The organism is Mesorhizobium sp. WSM4823, assembly GCF_055811195.1.
The window spans coordinates 30,082-45,423 of sequence record NZ_JBVVQL010000017.1 but is presented as its reverse complement, the minus strand read 5'-3'; the positions used below and the strand labels follow the sequence as shown (position 1 = coordinate 45,423).

Sequence of the window (15,342 nt, the reverse complement as noted above, 5' to 3'; positions counted from 1 at the left end):
CTCAGGCCGAGGCCGCGAACAACGCCAGCTCTTCGGCCGTGAGGTGGCGGGCCTTACCTTTGGCAAGGTCGCCGAGCTGCAAGGGGCCGACCGCCACCCGCACAAGACGAAGCACTTCCACATCATACGCGCCGAGCAGCCGGCGGATATGGCGGTTGCGGCCTTCGTCGAGGGCGATTTCCAGCCAGGCGGTGCTGGTGCCGCTGCGCAGGATGTCGATCGACCGCGCCGTCAAATCCTCGCCATCCACCGTCGCGCCGGCGCGCAACTGCGCCAGCATGGCCTGGTCGGGCAGGGCGCCGATCTGCACGTGATAGATCTTGGCGACGTGCGAGGCGGGATCGAGCAGGCGCTGCGCGAAGCGCGTGTCGTTGGTCATCAAAAGCAGGCCCTCGCTGGCCTTGTCCAGGCGGCCGACCGGCGACACGAAGGGCAGATCGAGTTCTGCCAGGCAGTCATAGACGGTGCCGCGGTCCTGCGGGTCGTCGCGAGTGGTAACCAGGCCGCGCGGCTTGCTGATCATCAGATAGACCTTGCGCTCGGCAATGACGCGGCTGCCGTCGACCTCGATGCGGTCGCGGCCGGGATCGACGCGCATCGAGCCGTTGCGCACGATTTTGCCGGCGACCCGGACGCGGCCTTCGGCGACCAGAACTTCCGCCTGCTTGCGCGAGCACAGACCGAGTTTCGACAGCGCACGGCAAAGGCTGACGCCGGAGGGATTTACTCGGGGAGTGCTGGCCCCGGCACTAGGCGCGGCGCGTTGCCGGCCGACATTCGGTCGCGGCGTCATCGTCTTGCGTGGTCGTTGCGGCAAAGGTCAGGACTTTCCCGCCGGCCCGTCTCCAGCCTGGGCCAGCGTTTCCATCCCCTCGCTGAGGTGCTTTCGCAGGATGCGGACGGCCGCGGCGGCATCGCCGTGCCGGCAGCTCGTCAACAGGTCGCGGTGCTCCTCCTGCGATTGGCTGCGATAGTTGAGGTTGGACAGGAGAATGCGAACGTAGCGGTCGGCCGCATTGTGGTGGGCTTCGATGAGACCGAGGAGCCGGGCGTTGCCGCAGGCGCTGTAAAGGGCCAGGTGAAAGGCACGGTTCAGCGTTCCCCAGCGGCCGACATTCGGCTCGGCATCGATCTGGTTGAGCACATGGCCTGCCTCGTCGAGCGTCTCGATGCCGAGGTTGGGCACCGAGAGCCGCAGCGCCTCGCTTTCGAGCAGTGCGCGGACCGCAAAGATCTCCCTGATCTCGGTAACATCCATCCTGGCGACATGCGCGCCCTTGGTCGGATGAATGGAAACGATGCCTTCGGCCTCGAGCTGGCGAAGCGCGTCGCGGACCGGCATGCGGCTGAAGCCGAAGCGCTCTGCAAGATCGTCCTGGCGCAGCGGTGTGCCGGCCGCCAGGCTGCCGTCGGCGATCGATTCGCGCAGCACGTTGGCCACCTGCTCCGCGACCGTCAGCGGTTTCTGCATCACGCCATCGCCAAGTCCGCGCAATCGATTCTCCTATCACCTGGAGCTTGCGTAACAGAAAGCGGCTTGTGCGGATATCTGTATTCTCGTATACCAGTATACAGGGTTGCCGCGTATCGGCAGGGGAGCTCCATGTCGCCCGGATCGGATCCACACAAGAAACCGGGCTCCAACAGCGGACCGGTCGATGCCGTCGTTATCGGTGGTGGAATCGCCGGCTGCACGCTGGCTTACGAGCTGGCGTCGAGGGGCGTCAAAACGGTCGTTCTCGAACAGACGGTGATCGCCGCCGAATCTTCAGGGCGCAACACCGGCACCTTGCTCAGCGGCCCGCAGACAGAAGTGGTCGAAATGCTCGACGCCTGCGCGGCGATCTATGAAAAGATCTCGCAAGGAGCGGTGCCGTTCGAGTTCGGCAAGATCGGCCACCTGCTCATCTCGGAGGACGAGGCCAGCTTCGAGGCGGCCGGGGTGGTCGCCGGTCGCTACCGGGCCGCCGGTGTCGCCATGGAGAAGATCACCGGCGCGGAGCTCGCGCGGGATTACCCGCGCATCGGCTTCAAGGTGGCGGGCGGCTATCACGTCGGCCGCGCCTGGACGCTGGAGCCGATGGGCGCAACGCATGCCTTCGCCCACGCCGCCCGCGAGGCCGGTGCGGTGATCCGGACAGGGCTTCGCGTCGCGCAGATTTTTTCGAAGGGCGGCAAGGTCCAGGGCGTGCTGACCGATCAGGGGATCATAGCGGCCGATCTCGTCTTCATCGCCAACGGGCTGTGGATGGGCGACCTGCTGCGGCGAACCGTCGGCGACGGTCCGCTGCCCGGCCTGCCATTCACAGCCGGTCGCGGCTGGCTGATCCAGTTGGGCAAACTCGACTTCGAACTGCCGTGGATCGTCGAGGAGCTGACATGGCCGGACCAGGAGGAACTGGGAAAGCGGATGAGCCTCGCCGGCCTTGCCGACGTCGCCGAACAGCGGGACGACCAGCCGGCCGTCGAGGCCATCTGCCTCAATCCGATGCGTGGCGGCGATGCGCGGCTCGGCGCATCGTTCCAGCCGGCTTTTCGCGACTTGGTTCGCAATACCGATATGGCGAGCCGGATCGCCAGCCGCACGCTGCGCATGCTGCCCGGCCTTGGCTCGCCGCGGGTGAGCAACGTCTATCCCGGCAACCGGCCGATGCTCTCCGACGGTCTGCCGGTCGCCGGCAAGACTGATATCGAAGGCCTGTTCGTGCATGGCGGCATGGGCTCCATCGGCATGCATGCAGCACCGGCCACGGCGCGCTGGCTGGTGGACGCGGTGCTTTCGGGAGATGGCTACCCGGCGCAGCCATGGCTGCGCCCGGACCGCTTTCCCGGCTGGGGAATTTGCCAATGCGCCTTCGATACGGCGAGAATGCCTCTCGCATAGATTCACGTCTGGCTTGTATCCCTTTGAGAAAAAAGGAGTTCTGTCTCCCTGTGTGAGATGGAGAGGTCGGCGGGACAGAGGGAGGCGCCGTAGAGCACCAGCAACCAGCCTCGGGCGAAACGTGCGGGCCTTGACGCGGCTGACGGTGTTCCGTCTTGATGCACTGCGGCCCAAGCAGCGTAACACCAGCCGGAGATCCCTTGATCCACTCTCGTTTGCTTCGCTATCTCGACGAAGTGGCCCGCTGCGGCTCGATCCGCAAGGCGGCTGTGACGCTCAACGTCGCGGCGTCGGCCATCAACCGGCAAATCATCGCGCTGGAACAACAGCTGGGGACGCCGATTTTCGAGCGCCTGCCAGGTCAGATGCGGCCGACCGCCGCCGGCGAGGTGCTGATCACCCATGCCAGGGAAACGCTGAAGCATCACAAAAGGGCGATCGAACGGATCGAGACGCTGAAGGACGGCCGTTTCGCCAGCGCATCGATCGCCACGGTGGGCGGGCTCGCCAACGACATGCTGTCCTATGCGTTGGCCGAGTATCGCCGCGAACGGCCCTTCACACGGTTTTCGGTCAGCGTTCTGGCGGCCGGCGACATCGCCCGGCAGGTCGCGGCCGGGGAGATCGACCTGGGTTTTGCGTTCGATCTTCCCGACACACCCAACCTAACCGTTGCCGAGTCGATGTGGAGCCATTGCGGCGCCGTCGTGCTGCCCGACCATGAACTTGCCTCGAAATCCGTGCTGCGCCTTGGCGACCTCAGGCGGTTTCCGCTGATCATGCCGCAGGTCGGCGTCACGCTGCGCGATCACTTCGACCATGCCTGCGCCTCTGCCGGCCTGTCGCTCGAGCCAGTGCTGGAATCCAACAGTTTTGAGCTGCTCAAGCATTTCGCCATGCTCGATCAGGGCATCGCCATTCTCAACCGGATCGACGTGCTGCACAGCCATCTTTCCCGGGCGGTCACCTTCATTCCGATCGCCGAACTTGCCCGCTTCAGCCAGCGGCTCAGCGTCGTGCACCGCGCTCGCGGTCGATTGGCGCCGCTGCCCAGTCACCTGCTCGAACGGCTGAGCAGCCTGATCGCCAGCCAGAGCGGATTGTGAAGGTGAAAGGCGCTGTGTGTTAGAGGTAGCGTCCCGTCACTGACGGCAACGGTGTCAATAGTGGAACCGGCACTGTGCGATCAGCAGGCCGTCCTCGGTCGGCCGGTACACCAGCCGGTGCTCCTGTGTGATGCGCCGGGACCACCAGCCCGACAGCGGCCCGCGCAATGGCTCCGGCTTGCCGGTGCCGGCGAAAGGTGTGCGCAGGCATTCCTTGATAAGGCCGTTAAGGCGCACCAACAGCTTCGGGTCATTGGCCTGCCAGTGCAGGTAATCCTCCCTGGCCCGCTCGTGAAAGACGAGCTTCACTCCGAAAGCTCGCGCTCGCTTCCCTTGCCCGCGTCGAGATCGGCGATCGCGCCAAGCAGCCGCTCGGCGTTCGCCGGGCTGCGCAGCAGGTAGCGCGTCTCCTCATAGGAGGCGAAATCCTCCAGCGACATCAGCACCGCTGCAGGCTTGCCCTTGTCGCGCGTGATAACCACAGGGTCATGATCCGCTGTCACGCTGTCGAGCATGGCGGCAAGGTTCTTCCGTAGATCACTGTAAGAGGTGGTACGCATGGTGTATATGTACGTATTTGAGTACAATATGCAAGGGGGATCGCCGGACGCTGTCAGTGTCGAACTTCAGGCCCGCGCCCAATGGTCCGTTGCCTTTTAGGCATCGGGGCGCGCGCTCTTTGATGCTTTGAGGCGCACGCATTTTCGGTCACATTCCCCATGGGAACACAAAGCATGTCGCCCAGAAGTGCGCAGCGGTTTTGGGGCAACGACTTGCATAAAAAGAGAGCAACGCCGCGCAGGCGACGCGTTGCGACCAGCGAAAACGCTGCTCAAACAAAGGGGAACAACAATGACAGCCGATGCTCCGCAACCTCGCAGTCTGGTCACGACAGGTGGTGTCTCGATCGGAGGCGCGCCCGTATCCTATACGGCCATCCTGGCGGCACTTGTCGCCGTGCTTGCCTTCATCCCGGCCTCGATCGTGGTCGGCGGCATGGGGGGAGGGTGGCCGCTGCACGACGTCATCCATCCGCTGCTCGGCCTGCTGCTCGGGCCGATCGCTGGACCGATCGCTTCGGTCATCGGCATCGTCGTCGGCAATGTCATCGCGCCTTACACCAACCTCGGACCCTGGAGTCCGCTGATGGGCGCCATGAGCGCCTTTGCCGTCGGCATGGTCATGTATCCAAACCGCTCGCTCTGGTATGTGCCCTGGATCGTCACGCTCGCCGCAAACCTGATCTACCTCTATCAATCGCTGTCCTTCGGCATCGGTTTCTGGCTGTGGCTGAGCAACGTCTTCACGGTCGATGTGGCGCTGATCCTGATCGCCATTCCGCAGATCAGGAACTGGGCGATCGACCAGATCCGCAACGGCACGGCGAGCCTGTCGCTCTATTGCGCCTATTTCGTCGTGTTCTTCTTCGGCTCGACAGCGGGCATCCAGCTCAACTGGGTGCCGTCCTTCGCCACCAATCCGTGGCCGGCCGAAGTGTGGCCGCCGCTGATCTTCATCATCTTCGCGGAACGCGTCGTCTTCACCGCCGTTGGAGCGGTGGTCGCCTTCGCGCTCATCGCCGCCATTCGCCGGTCTCCCATCGCAAAGGCGAAGCTGGCGGGTTACTGATGCCACCGATCAATTCATCGGGTGAGGATGAGCGGACCGATAGTCCGCTCATCCGCTTCGACACTGTCAGCTACCGCTATCCTGGCGCCAATCGCCCGGCACTGGACAAGATCAACCTGACGATCGGCCGCGGCGAGATCGTCGGCGTGATCGGCCCGACCGGCGCCGGCAAGACGACGTTCTGTCTGGCGCTGAACGGGATCGTGCCGCAGTTCTTCGGCGGCGAATTCTTTGGCAGCGTCCACATCGCCGGCCTCGATGCGATCGAGACGCCGACCAGCCGGCTGGCGCAGTTGGTCGGCATGGTGTTCGAGGATCCCGAAACGCAGATCACCGCGACCACGGTTGAAGGCGAAGTCGCCTTCGCGCTGGAGAACCTCAAAATACCGACGCCGGAAATCGCCCGGCGCGTCGGCGAGGCGCTGGAGGCAGTAGGTCTCACCGGGCAGGAGACCAGGCATCCAGCGAACCTGTCGGGCGGCCAAAAGCAGCGGCTGTCGATTGCCGCGGCGCTGGCACTGTCATCCGACATCATCGTGCTCGACGAACCGACCTCGCAGCTTGATCCGATCGCCGCAGCGGAAGTCTTCGCCATACTGCGGCGATTGAACCGCGAGAACGGCCTGACCGTCGTCATCACCAGCCACGCCAGCGAGGAACTGGCAGAAATCGCCGATCGTATCCTGCTCATTTCCGCGGGCAGGATCGCGGCCGAGGGACCGCCTGAGACCGTCTTTGCCGCCACCGGGATGCTTGCCGAACATCGCGTGCGCCCGCCGGACATCGTGCGCAGCTTCGAGGTGCTTGCCCGCAATGCGCCCGCGCGTGGCCATAGCCCACCCGCGGCGCGGCCGGTGACGCTGGCCGCGGCCAAGGCAGCGATCAAGGCAAATCCGTTGACGATCTCTCTCTCAGCCGCCCCGGTGGAGACGCGGAGCGATGTCTCCAAGGTCGGGACTGCGCTGGCGGTGGAGGGCCTGACCCATATCTATCCCGATGGCACGCAGGCGCTGCGCGGCGTCGATCTGACGGTTGCCCATGGCGAATTCCTCGGCATTGTCGGCCGCAATGGCAGCGGCAAATCCACGCTGGTGCGGCATTTCCTGCATCTGCTGTCGCCGTCGTCGGGCACCGTGCGCGTCGCCGGCGACGACATTGCTGCGCTCAACGTCAGCGATCTCGCGCAGCGCATCGGCTATGTCTCGCAGAATGCGCATGCCCAGGTCTTCTGCGATACGGTGGCCAAGGAAGTCGGCTTCGCGCTGTCGATGATGAAGCGCCCGAAGGCGGACATCGATGCCGCCGTTGCCCGCTCGCTTGCGGCGATGGAGCTTGGCTGGGCCACCGATCAGCATCCGATGTCGCTCAGCCGCGGCGACCGGCTGCGCGTCGTCATCGCCGCCGTGCTGGCGCTCGAACCTGAGATACTGATCTTCGACGAACCGACGACCGGCCAGGACTGGCGCGGATCGCTGGCCATCCTTGAAATGCTGCAGGCCTTGAACGGGATGGGCAAGACGGTCGTGCTCATCACCCATCATCTCTATCTGCTGCCAGGCTTCGTCGACCGCCTCGTCGTGATGGATGGTGGCAAAATCGTCCGCGACGGCGCGCTGCGCGATGTCTTTTACGACGGCGACGCGATGGAAGCCGCTGGTCTCGTGCCGCCGCAGACGGTGCGCTTCGCCGGGCATGTACCCGCCCTTGCCGCCGCTCGTCCGCTTGGTCCGGACGATCTGGCGGCGATGCTCGGCGCCCGGCTGGAGGTCGCCTAGATGGTCAGCTACGCACTCCAGCATCTGTCCGCCGAAACCACCATCGCACGAGCCGACATGCGGGTGAAGTTCGCACTGCTTCTGCTCGCCAGCACGCTGATCTTCGTTTGGAACAGCATCCTGCTGCAGGCAGCGTTCCTCGCCGTCATCGTCGGGCTGATGTTTTCGGCCGGCATCACCGCCGCCACCATCCGCAAGCTCACTCTGATCGTGTTGCCGGCGCTGGTGCTGATCACGGTGATCCAGGGCCTGTGGAGCCCGTTCGGCAAGACGCCGGTGTTCACTGTGCCGCCCGGCGTGCCGCTCTTCGGTTCGCTGAACATCTTCTATGTCGAAGGCCTACTGTTCGGCCTGGTGGTGTGCTGCCGCGTGCTGATCCCGATGCTGGCATTTCAGTTGGTGTTCATGACCAGCGAGCCCAACGACATCGTGCTCGGGCTGGTGCGCGTCGGCGTTCCCTATCGCATAGCGTTCCTGTTTTCGACGACGTTCCGCTTCGTGCCGCTGCTGCTCCAGGAGCTGGAGGGCATCAAGGAGGCGCAGCGGCTGCGCGGCATCGACATCGACAGCATCGGCATGCTGCGCAAGCTGATCGCGCTCGGCCGCATGCTGGTGCCGCTGATCATGATCTCGCTGACCAAGGCGCAACTCATGGAAATCGCGCTGCAGGCGAAAGCCTTCAACGGCTCGGCCGACCGCACCAGCTTGCACCCGGCGCGTGAAAAGCTGTCGGTCGGCGAGAAGCTGGTGATCGGCGCCTGCTTCGCCGTCTTTTGCGGGGCGCTGGCCGGCCGACTCGTCTTTGGACTGGGAGGTTCCGTGCTGTGACCATATTGGCTCCCGATGCCAAGGTCGATTGCGATGCCGCCACACTTGGCATGCTCGAACGCCAGGCGGATGCGTGGAAATCCGGCGACTTTTCGGCCGCTGCCGCCGACTGGCATCCCGACGGGGTGCTGACGGCGCCAGGCAACCGGATTCCCTACGAGAGGTTGGCGCGCACTATCGCCGACTTCCATCGCGACTATGGCGATCTCTCCGTGACCGTCACCTCGGCCTTTGCCTCCGCCGACGGCAGGCGGGTGGCGCTGGAATGGCTATGGGAAGTGACGCGACGGCGCGACGGCGCCCGCAGCTTGACCTGGGATGCCATCCTCATCGATCTCGACGGCGACAGGCGCATCCTGTCGTGGCGCGAATATTTCGACACGGCAAGCGCCGTGGAGGATCACCACAGCCCCCAGAGCACAGCATGAAAGTCCTCGTCGTCTATTGCCATCCCTGCGCCGACAGCTTCAACGGGGCTGTACGCGACACAGTGCTGGAGACACTTGCCGACCGCGGCCATGAGGTTCATCTCCTCGACCTTTACGCGACCGGATTCGATCCGGTCATGCGCGCCGACGAATGGCGCGGGTATCACGACAATGCCGCCAATCTCGAACCGGTGCATGACCGGGCGCAGGAGCTGCGCTGGGCGCAGGCGGTGATCTTCATCTATCCGACCTGGTGGTACGGCCTGCCGGCGATGCTGAAGGGCTGGCTGGAGCGGGTGCTGGTGCCGGGTTTCGCCTTCGAGATGCCGACGGCGCAGCGCGGTCCGCGTCCCAAATTGCGGCACATACGCCAGGTGCTGGTGATGACGACATGCGGCGCGACGCCGCTGATGTCGTGGATCATGGGCCAGCCCGGCCGGCGCACCTTGCTGCGCGGCTTCCGCTCCGTCTGCCATCCGCTGTGCTCGACCAAATTCCTGGCGCTCTACCGGATGGACACAGTCTCCGTGGCCGAGCGCCAGGCGCATTTGCAGCGCGTCAGAAAAGCGGTCGCCAGCCTTGGACGCGCCGTCTCCGTGGCCTCCGACATGGTGCCCGGCTGATTGCCAAGGTCTATGATCGTCAATTCGGCCTGGAATCGTCCAGCATCTCGACAACGAAAGATGCGGCAATCAGGTCGTCGGCATCGAGCCGCAGGGCGCCTTCTCCTCCTCCTATGACGGCGGCGACCTTCTGAAAGGTTTTTATCTCATGCCCGGAGATCCGGGCGCTCTGCATCCTGGCCCTAAGGTCAGCGACGCGCCGGTTCAATGTGTGGGACGTTCCGATTTCACGGTTCGACATAACGACTGCTCCTCCCCAACCCATGCTTTTGCCTCCCCACCGGTATTCGCCTGTTGCCCGTTTTGCCTAAATATGAGGCATGGCGAATACAGCGCCCCGAACGCGTGGTGCGAGGGAAGGTTCCAGCGCAACGCGGTCACGAAATAATACGGCGGGGTCGACCCGGCAGGCAGGCGGGCCATCTCGAAACGCTGCCCGCGCAACATGCATCTATATCGATTCCACCATGGGTCACGCCTATCTGTCGGTTGGGAGGGCGACGCCGAAGTGCTGTGCGTCTGTTCGGGCGAGGAGCCCGACATGGAAGGAACCTTCTCCATCCTCGAGACCACCGAGCCTGTATCAGGCGCTTGATCCATTCGGGACAAACTTGTCCGGGGCACTGCCCGCCACTCGTCAAGGAGCAGGCTGCGAACGGACGCTGCCTTTGGCGATGGACGCGCTCAGCGCCGTTGCGACGGCGGCGATGGCATGCCGCAACCAGACGTGCCGAGGCTCGTCCTGGCGGCGCGCGTGCCAGAGAAGGCTCATCGTGAAGCTGCCAAGATCGAGCGGCGGGGGCAGCGAGACAAAACGGCCCCCCACCATCTGTGCCAGGCTCGACGGCAGCGTCATGATCAGGTCGGAGCGGGCAGCGATTTCCACTGCCGCAAGGAAGCTCGGCACGCGCACGCTCACCCGTCGTCGGCGGCCCACACCAGCGAGCGCCACGTCGACGAACGCCGGTCCGACGCCGGTGACGCTCACCACGATATGACCCAATTCCAGATATCGGTCGAGCGTCAGCTCTTGGGCCGCTGCGGGATGCCCGGCGCGCATCAGCGTGACAAAATGGTCTTGATAAAGACCGCGCCGGCGGATGCCCGCGGGCGCATCGTCGATAACGCCGACGAGCGCATCCACGGCATCCTCTTCCAGTGCTTCGATTGCCGTTGCGCTGGGCGGCAGAACGTCCAGGTCGAGCGCCGGCGCCTCGACGGCGAGACGAGCAAGCAGATGAGGCGCCAACGCGGCAGTCTCAAGATCCATCATCAGCAGCCGCACATGACCGGTTGCCGTTGCCGGGTCGAACGGGTTCGCCCCGAGCATCGTAGCGATGTCGGCCAGTGTGCTGCGCAACGCCGGCCGAATCCCTTCGGCTCGGGCAGTGAGCATGTAACCTGTGCGCCCTTCCACCAGAAGGGCGTCCCCGAACAGCTTTCGTAGCCGCGACAGCGCACGGCTCACCGCCGGCTGGCTCATATTCAGACGGACGGCGGCCCGCGTGACGCTTCTTTCGTCAAGCAGCGCCTCGAGCACCACCAGCAGGTTCAGGTCGACGCGACGTAAATTCACTTGGTGCATGTCGACTATATAGCACATGCATTTGTCGCATACTTAGCCATTCCGTAGTCTTGGGCTCTCATCAATCGCGAACATCAAGGAGTACAGATCATGCATGTGGTTTTTGGAGCAAATGGGCGGGCCGGCGGCGAAACGGCTCGTGCGCTGATGGCGGGCGGCGAGCCCGTGCGCGTGGTCGTGCGCCGTCCGGAGCAGGGCAAAGCGTGGGCGGGGCTCGGCGCCGAAGTCGCCGTCGCCAGCCTCGACAACGCAGAGCAGGTTGCCGCTGCCTTGAAAGGCGCAACGGCGGCGTTTCTCCTCAACCCTCCGCCGGTCGCCGGCGATCCGTTTGGGCGGACAGCGGAGATCGGCGCGGCACTTGCCCAGGCGGTCCGTCGTGCCGATCTGTCCAGGAGCGTTATCCTGTCGTCGATCGGCGCGCAGCATGAAACGGGCACCGGGATCATCGCCACCTTGCATCAGATCGAGGCGATGCTAGCCGGCACCGCGCCGGCCACGGCCTTTCTGCGCTCGGGCTATTTTGTCGAAACCTGGTCGGAAGTCGCTGGGGTCTGCGTCTCGGAAGGCGTGCTCCCATCGTTTCTGGAACCCGACCGGAAAATTCCCATGGTGAGCACGGCCGATGTCGGGCGCGCCGCCGCCCGGCTCATGTCCCAGAACTGGGTTGGAACGCGCATCGTGGAACTGGCCGGACCCGAGGACTGGAGCGCCAGCGATGTGGCGGCTGCCTTTGCGAAAGTGCTCGGCCGTCCAGTCGAGCCGGTGCTCGTGCCGCCGGAACAGCGCGAAGCGGTCCTGGCCGAGGCGGGGCTCTCCACGGAGGTTATCGCCGCCCTGCTCGGCATGTACGAAGGCATTGCAAACGGCCGCTTCGCGCGCCAGGCCGGTACCGAGCACTGGCGTGGCGCGACATCGCTGACAGCCGCGGTCGAGCGTATGGTCACGCAGCTGCGCGCTGACGCTTGAGCATTCTCATCGTGAGGCGTTCGCGGCGGCGAATATAAGATTGGCGAGCTGTAGCGCGCAAAATCACTTGGCACCTCCACGCAACTGCACTTGGCACTAACTCAGCCGGTCAAAACGCTGAAGGATTTGGTCTGCCTCTACTGCGCTCCCGGCGGAAATCAGCTGCTCAAGTCAGCCCAGGCGGGGCCTGTCCGCGGTTCAAAATGACGAGGGCGAGGGCAGCATGATGGCAACCATGCCATGTTCAATCGGCACTATTTCCACTGTTCGACATCAGCAACTCACACTCGCCGGATTTCCAACTGTCAGGAGGCTGAAGGCAGAAGTCAGTGAAGTGCCGCTTGCCGAAGACGTCGAGATATTCGCATCGGCCGAAGAAGAAAAGCTTGCCTTCGGGCATTGCCTTCAATTCGTCCTGCAGTCTCTGCCAAGTCCTAGGCGTCACCTCATTTTCGAGTTCGCGCATGTGCGACGGGCCGAGAGATTCCTCGGCGAAATCAATTGTGATAATCCGCCAAGCTTTGGCATTCGGTTCCACTGCCACGAAGATCATCGCGTCAGCAGTCAATCGATGAGCGGGTGTCTGGCCAACATTTTCGAGCTCGATCAGGAAAACCAGGACCGAAGTATCGGATCCCGCTTGTGGCGGGGTAATCTGACAATGCGACCACGTTTGATAGCAACATAGGCCCGGCTCTGCTTCTCAGACGAGATCCGCATGTGTCGCAGGGTTTGCCACAAAACAAAAAGGGACAATGCAGCAAGCCCGAACGACGCCAGTTCGACCAGATCGCATCTGTCGTTGCACCAATCGACCATTTTGGAGCCCTCCACCCCTCAGGAAAGTCTAGCACACTCGGGCTTTCCAAGGGGAGGGCGGCATGAAGCGCAAATTGTTGGTGGCCGACCTCTTGTGTGGAGCGGGCGGGTCGTCGACCGGGTGCCAGCGCGCCCTAGCCGAACTCGGTCTCAAGATGGAACTCGTCTGCGTCAATCACTGGCCGACGGCCATTGAAACACACACCCTCAATCACCCCGAAGCCCGGCACTTTGTGCGGGACATCGCCACTGTTCGCCCGCATCTGCTGGTGCCGGAGGGATACCTTGACCTCCTGATGGCCTCGCCGACGTGCACGCACCACAGTGTTGCGCGCGGTGGCAAGCCGAAGTCGGATCAGCAGCGTTCCGATCCCCAGCACATCATCACATGGCTGACCGAGCTTCGGGTGAAGCGCATCATCATCGAAAACGTGTGGGAGTTCGTCGGCTGGGGTCCGGTCGCCCATCGCACGGGCAAGCCGATCAAATCGCGCAAGGGCGAGTATTTCCATGCTTGGATTGAGACGATCCGTTGACTCGGCTTCGATCCTGAATGGCGGAAGTTGAACGCCGCTGACTACGGCGACGCCTTGATGGCGGACGCCGCCCCGAAGCGCAGGTCTCCGGACGAGGTGGAGTTCAGGGAGGCCGCCCCACGGCCTCCTCACCGTACACCCAATCAGACGTGACTCGGGTGCGCCTTGATGCTGACCGGCGGGATGTCTCCATCCTCGAACAGGATGTCTTTCTTTCGCGCGAAGGCGACGAACTCGCTGCGCGCGGTCTCGGCATCGATATCGCCGGTCAGCGCGGCCTTACAGGCGCGAATTGCGGCTTTCTGTTCTGGGCTGTTTCCGCACCATTCCACTGCGAACTGATAGGCATCAACGCAGTGTTGAGTTGCCGAGGAAAACCAAGTCCGACCCACACACGGACAGGCTTTTCGAACGGCTTCGCAAGCATAGTGACCTCCTTGGCTCTTGGGCCGGCACTCCGGCCTAGGTTTCGATGAATGACCGCTACGCGGCCGCGGAAAAATTTGTGCCCGACACAAATTCTTTTCAAGAGGTGCCGCTATGAACGCCGCATCCCGGCGAATCCAAAGCCCATTGCCCGACGCCACCGAGGCCGAGCAAGCTATGCGATTCGCACTCTCCCAACTCGCCTCGCCGAGCGCGGCTCCGCCGGCGCAGCCCGCCTTGTTCGGATGATGGGAGAATGGGAATGACCTCACATCAGATCTTCAGCTACCCGGTCAAGTCTCTTGAGACCCACGCTATGCGGCTTTCTTTCAAGGAGGCCCTGTTCAGATGCGGCTGCCTCGAAGGCGGCGTAGGCAGCTTGGTGACTGCAATGTCCGGCCAGGCATTCCTCGATCATTCGGATTGCTTCAAGTCGGGACGGTTTGTCCATGGATGGCCATGGTTGCTGAAGCGCCTTAGCAGCGGCTGCTATCGAGGCGACCACCATCGGCCTGTGATTCAGGTAAATTGTAGTAGGAATAAACGCCGTCATTTTTGTCGCTCGCCAGGATCGAAGGCGGTAAACGCGAAGACATGGCGGTGGTTGCATCATCATCGTGAATTTAGAGCGCCGATGCCCGATGCCGCCGGGGCTGAACACCCCTGCTTGGCGCCAACGAGCAGGGACGGGACGTCCGAAGAGCCTTGGTCGTTTCGGTTCCGTAAACGAAAAAGCCAGCGGCCCCCCGGCGAGGAAGGACGCTGGCTGATCGGCAATCCGATCGGACAGGATTTGTCTACGAGAATGCTGCAAAGTCCAAACTATCGTCTGAAGCAACTGTTCCAGCGAAGGAACAGGTGACTTTCGGAACTGGCAGATTACTGGGTGTCGTCGACGCGCTCTGCGATAGCGAATGCCTGGAGGTTTCTTGTCTTGCCGTAATCCTCTTCAGCGTTCGCTATGATCGAAAAGAAGGCTGCCCGCGCGATATCCTTTTTGGACGCCTTAGGGTGCCGGCTCCTGACGGCCTTGATCAGTTGTTTGGGGCTCATGTCCGGCTCGACGACGCGCATGAGAGTGTTGGCAATGTCCTGCATTTGGCTCTCTTCCATGTCCTACAACTCCGCATCTATTCCGGGGTTCCGCAGCCTAGCAGTCCGCTTGGGCGACGACTATCGCCTCGTAGTATTAGACTGCCCCCTGCGCGTCCCGGGCCGATGCCCTTTTGGTGCCAAGTGAAGTTGCGCGGTCGCCTTCTGGCTACCCGGCTTTCTGTCCTCGCCCGTTCCCGCTCAATGCCTTGTTTTCCGGGCTTCTGGCGGCTCTTCCCGGCAATTATCAGCTTTTCCCAGGATTAGGCGGCTGATGCCATCTGATCTTGCGCATTACACGAGCGCGGATACGGATCATCCCCACGAACATAGCCACCGAGAACACAGGCACTAACGGTGGCTCCGATCGGCTCCTTTCCGTTAGCCCCGCCTGACGTTCAGCGGTGCCTTATCCCCCTCGTTCAACAGCCATTGCCGAACGGCTTGCGTCGGCTCGGGGTGCCGCTGCTTGCGTGGAACCACGACGTAGAAATCCTGCGTGCCGCGCATCTCCACGCCAAGAGACTGGACCAGCCGGCCGGCGGCGAGGTCAGCCGCGACAAGAAAGCGGCTGGCAAGTGCGATGCCCTGGCCCGCGACGGCCGCCTCGCGCGACGGTCCTGGTGACCGCGAACGCAATGCGGC

The 15,342-nt window shown here is 63.4% G+C and carries 19 protein-coding genes and 1 pseudogene; 9 read left to right on the top strand and 11 right to left on the bottom strand.

The window, feature by feature from the left end:
* Position 1: 1 nt before the first annotated feature.
* Positions 2-793 (bottom strand): pseudouridine synthase, encoded by a 792-nt coding sequence (locus AC0L26_RS28365; RefSeq protein WP_473635585.1) that lies wholly within the window; start codon positions 791-793, stop codon positions 2-4.
* Positions 794-820: 27 nt separating this feature from the next.
* Positions 821-1,495, bottom strand: a complete 675-nt coding sequence (locus tag AC0L26_RS28360; RefSeq protein WP_473635545.1) for a GntR family transcriptional regulator — start codon at positions 1,493-1,495, stop codon at positions 821-823.
* A 108-nt stretch (positions 1,496-1,603) separates the two neighbouring features.
* Between AC0L26_RS28360 and AC0L26_RS28355 the strand changes: the two genes are divergently transcribed.
* Together AC0L26_RS28355 and AC0L26_RS28350 are read left to right on the top strand one after the other, a co-directional pair.
* The gene (locus AC0L26_RS28355; RefSeq protein ID WP_473635544.1) at positions 1,604-2,884 is read left to right on the top strand and encodes an NAD(P)/FAD-dependent oxidoreductase; all 1,281 of its coding nucleotides are present in this window, start codon (positions 1,604-1,606) and stop codon (positions 2,882-2,884) included.
* A 200-nt stretch (positions 2,885-3,084) separates the two neighbouring features.
* Complete coding sequence (locus tag AC0L26_RS28350; RefSeq protein ID WP_473635543.1) at positions 3,085-3,990, top strand: LysR family transcriptional regulator; 906 nt, start codon at positions 3,085-3,087, stop codon at positions 3,988-3,990.
* Between the two features lie 54 nt (positions 3,991-4,044).
* Here the strand turns inward: AC0L26_RS28350 and AC0L26_RS28345 are convergent, their stop codons facing one another.
* Together AC0L26_RS28345 and AC0L26_RS28340 are read right to left on the bottom strand one after the other, a co-directional pair.
* Positions 4,045-4,299, bottom strand: coding sequence for a Txe/YoeB family addiction module toxin (locus AC0L26_RS28345; RefSeq protein ID WP_473635542.1), 255 nt, complete (start codon positions 4,297-4,299; stop codon positions 4,045-4,047).
* The gene (locus AC0L26_RS28340; protein WP_473635541.1) at positions 4,296-4,550 is read right to left on the bottom strand and encodes a type II toxin-antitoxin system Phd/YefM family antitoxin; all 255 of its coding nucleotides are present in this window, start codon (positions 4,548-4,550) and stop codon (positions 4,296-4,298) included. The genes AC0L26_RS28345 and AC0L26_RS28340 overlap by 4 nt, the downstream gene beginning before the upstream one ends.
* Positions 4,551-4,842: 292 nt before the next feature.
* Here AC0L26_RS28340 and AC0L26_RS28335 point away from each other — a divergent pair, with 292 nt between their 5' ends.
* Genes AC0L26_RS28335 through AC0L26_RS28315 form a run of 5 tightly spaced genes read left to right on the top strand, consistent with a single transcriptional unit; the run spans position 4,843 to position 9,273 of the window.
* On the top strand, positions 4,843-5,619 hold the full coding sequence (locus AC0L26_RS28335; RefSeq protein WP_473635540.1) for an ECF transporter S component: 777 nt from the start codon (positions 4,843-4,845) through the stop codon (positions 5,617-5,619).
* Entirely contained in the window at positions 5,619-7,394 is a 1,776-nt protein-coding gene (locus AC0L26_RS28330; RefSeq protein WP_473635539.1) for an ABC transporter ATP-binding protein, read from the top strand. The genes AC0L26_RS28335 and AC0L26_RS28330 overlap by 1 nt, the downstream gene beginning before the upstream one ends.
* The gene (locus tag AC0L26_RS28325) at positions 7,395-8,222 is read left to right on the top strand and encodes an energy-coupling factor transporter transmembrane component T family protein (protein WP_473635538.1); all 828 of its coding nucleotides are present in this window, start codon (positions 7,395-7,397) and stop codon (positions 8,220-8,222) included. It begins immediately after the preceding gene.
* Positions 8,219-8,650, top strand: coding sequence for a nuclear transport factor 2 family protein (locus tag AC0L26_RS28320; protein ID WP_473635537.1), 432 nt, complete (start codon positions 8,219-8,221; stop codon positions 8,648-8,650). Before AC0L26_RS28325 ends, AC0L26_RS28320 begins: the two co-directional genes overlap by 4 nt.
* The gene (locus tag AC0L26_RS28315) at positions 8,647-9,273 is read left to right on the top strand and encodes an NAD(P)H-dependent oxidoreductase (RefSeq protein WP_473635536.1); all 627 of its coding nucleotides are present in this window, start codon (positions 8,647-8,649) and stop codon (positions 9,271-9,273) included. Before AC0L26_RS28320 ends, AC0L26_RS28315 begins: the two co-directional genes overlap by 4 nt.
* Before the next feature lie 19 nt (positions 9,274-9,292).
* On the opposite strand, the gene AC0L26_RS28310 is transcribed toward AC0L26_RS28315, so the two are convergent.
* Both AC0L26_RS28310 and AC0L26_RS28305 read right to left on the bottom strand, forming a co-directional pair.
* Positions 9,293-9,514, bottom strand: a complete 222-nt coding sequence (locus tag AC0L26_RS28310) for a hypothetical protein (protein WP_352937911.1) — start codon at positions 9,512-9,514, stop codon at positions 9,293-9,295.
* Between the two features lie 396 nt (positions 9,515-9,910).
* Positions 9,911-10,858, bottom strand: coding sequence for a LysR family transcriptional regulator (locus AC0L26_RS28305; protein WP_473635584.1), 948 nt, complete (start codon positions 10,856-10,858; stop codon positions 9,911-9,913).
* Positions 10,859-10,948: 90 nt separating this feature from the next.
* Between AC0L26_RS28305 and AC0L26_RS28300 the strand changes: the two genes are divergently transcribed.
* Entirely contained in the window at positions 10,949-11,824 is an 876-nt protein-coding gene (locus AC0L26_RS28300) for an NmrA family NAD(P)-binding protein (RefSeq protein WP_473635535.1), read from the top strand.
* A 244-nt stretch (positions 11,825-12,068) separates the two neighbouring features.
* On the opposite strand, the gene AC0L26_RS28295 is transcribed toward AC0L26_RS28300, so the two are convergent.
* Positions 12,069-12,377: a hypothetical protein gene (locus tag AC0L26_RS28295; protein WP_473635534.1), complete on the bottom strand. Its 309-nt coding sequence runs from the start codon at positions 12,375-12,377 to the stop codon at positions 12,069-12,071.
* Between the two features lie 328 nt (positions 12,378-12,705).
* Here AC0L26_RS28295 and AC0L26_RS28290 point away from each other — a divergent pair.
* A pseudogene (locus AC0L26_RS28290) lies at positions 12,706-13,176 on the top strand (DNA cytosine methyltransferase); the annotation flags it as partial.
* Positions 13,177-13,322: 146 nt separating this feature from the next.
* On the opposite strand, the gene AC0L26_RS28285 reads toward AC0L26_RS28290, so the two are convergent.
* The 4 genes from AC0L26_RS28285 to AC0L26_RS28270 form a co-directional block, all read right to left on the bottom strand.
* The gene (locus AC0L26_RS28285; protein WP_473635533.1) at positions 13,323-13,511 is read right to left on the bottom strand and encodes a DUF982 domain-containing protein; all 189 of its coding nucleotides are present in this window, start codon (positions 13,509-13,511) and stop codon (positions 13,323-13,325) included.
* A 362-nt stretch (positions 13,512-13,873) separates the two neighbouring features.
* Positions 13,874-14,113: a DUF982 domain-containing protein gene (locus tag AC0L26_RS28280; RefSeq protein ID WP_473635583.1), complete on the bottom strand. Its 240-nt coding sequence runs from the start codon at positions 14,111-14,113 to the stop codon at positions 13,874-13,876.
* A gap of 371 nt (positions 14,114-14,484) precedes the next feature.
* Positions 14,485-14,718, bottom strand: coding sequence for a hypothetical protein (locus tag AC0L26_RS28275; RefSeq protein ID WP_473635532.1), 234 nt, complete (start codon positions 14,716-14,718; stop codon positions 14,485-14,487).
* Between the two features lie 360 nt (positions 14,719-15,078).
* Positions 15,079-15,336, bottom strand: coding sequence for a LysR substrate-binding domain-containing protein (locus tag AC0L26_RS28270; protein ID WP_473635531.1), 258 nt, complete (start codon positions 15,334-15,336; stop codon positions 15,079-15,081).
* Positions 15,337-15,342 lie beyond the last annotated feature (6 nt).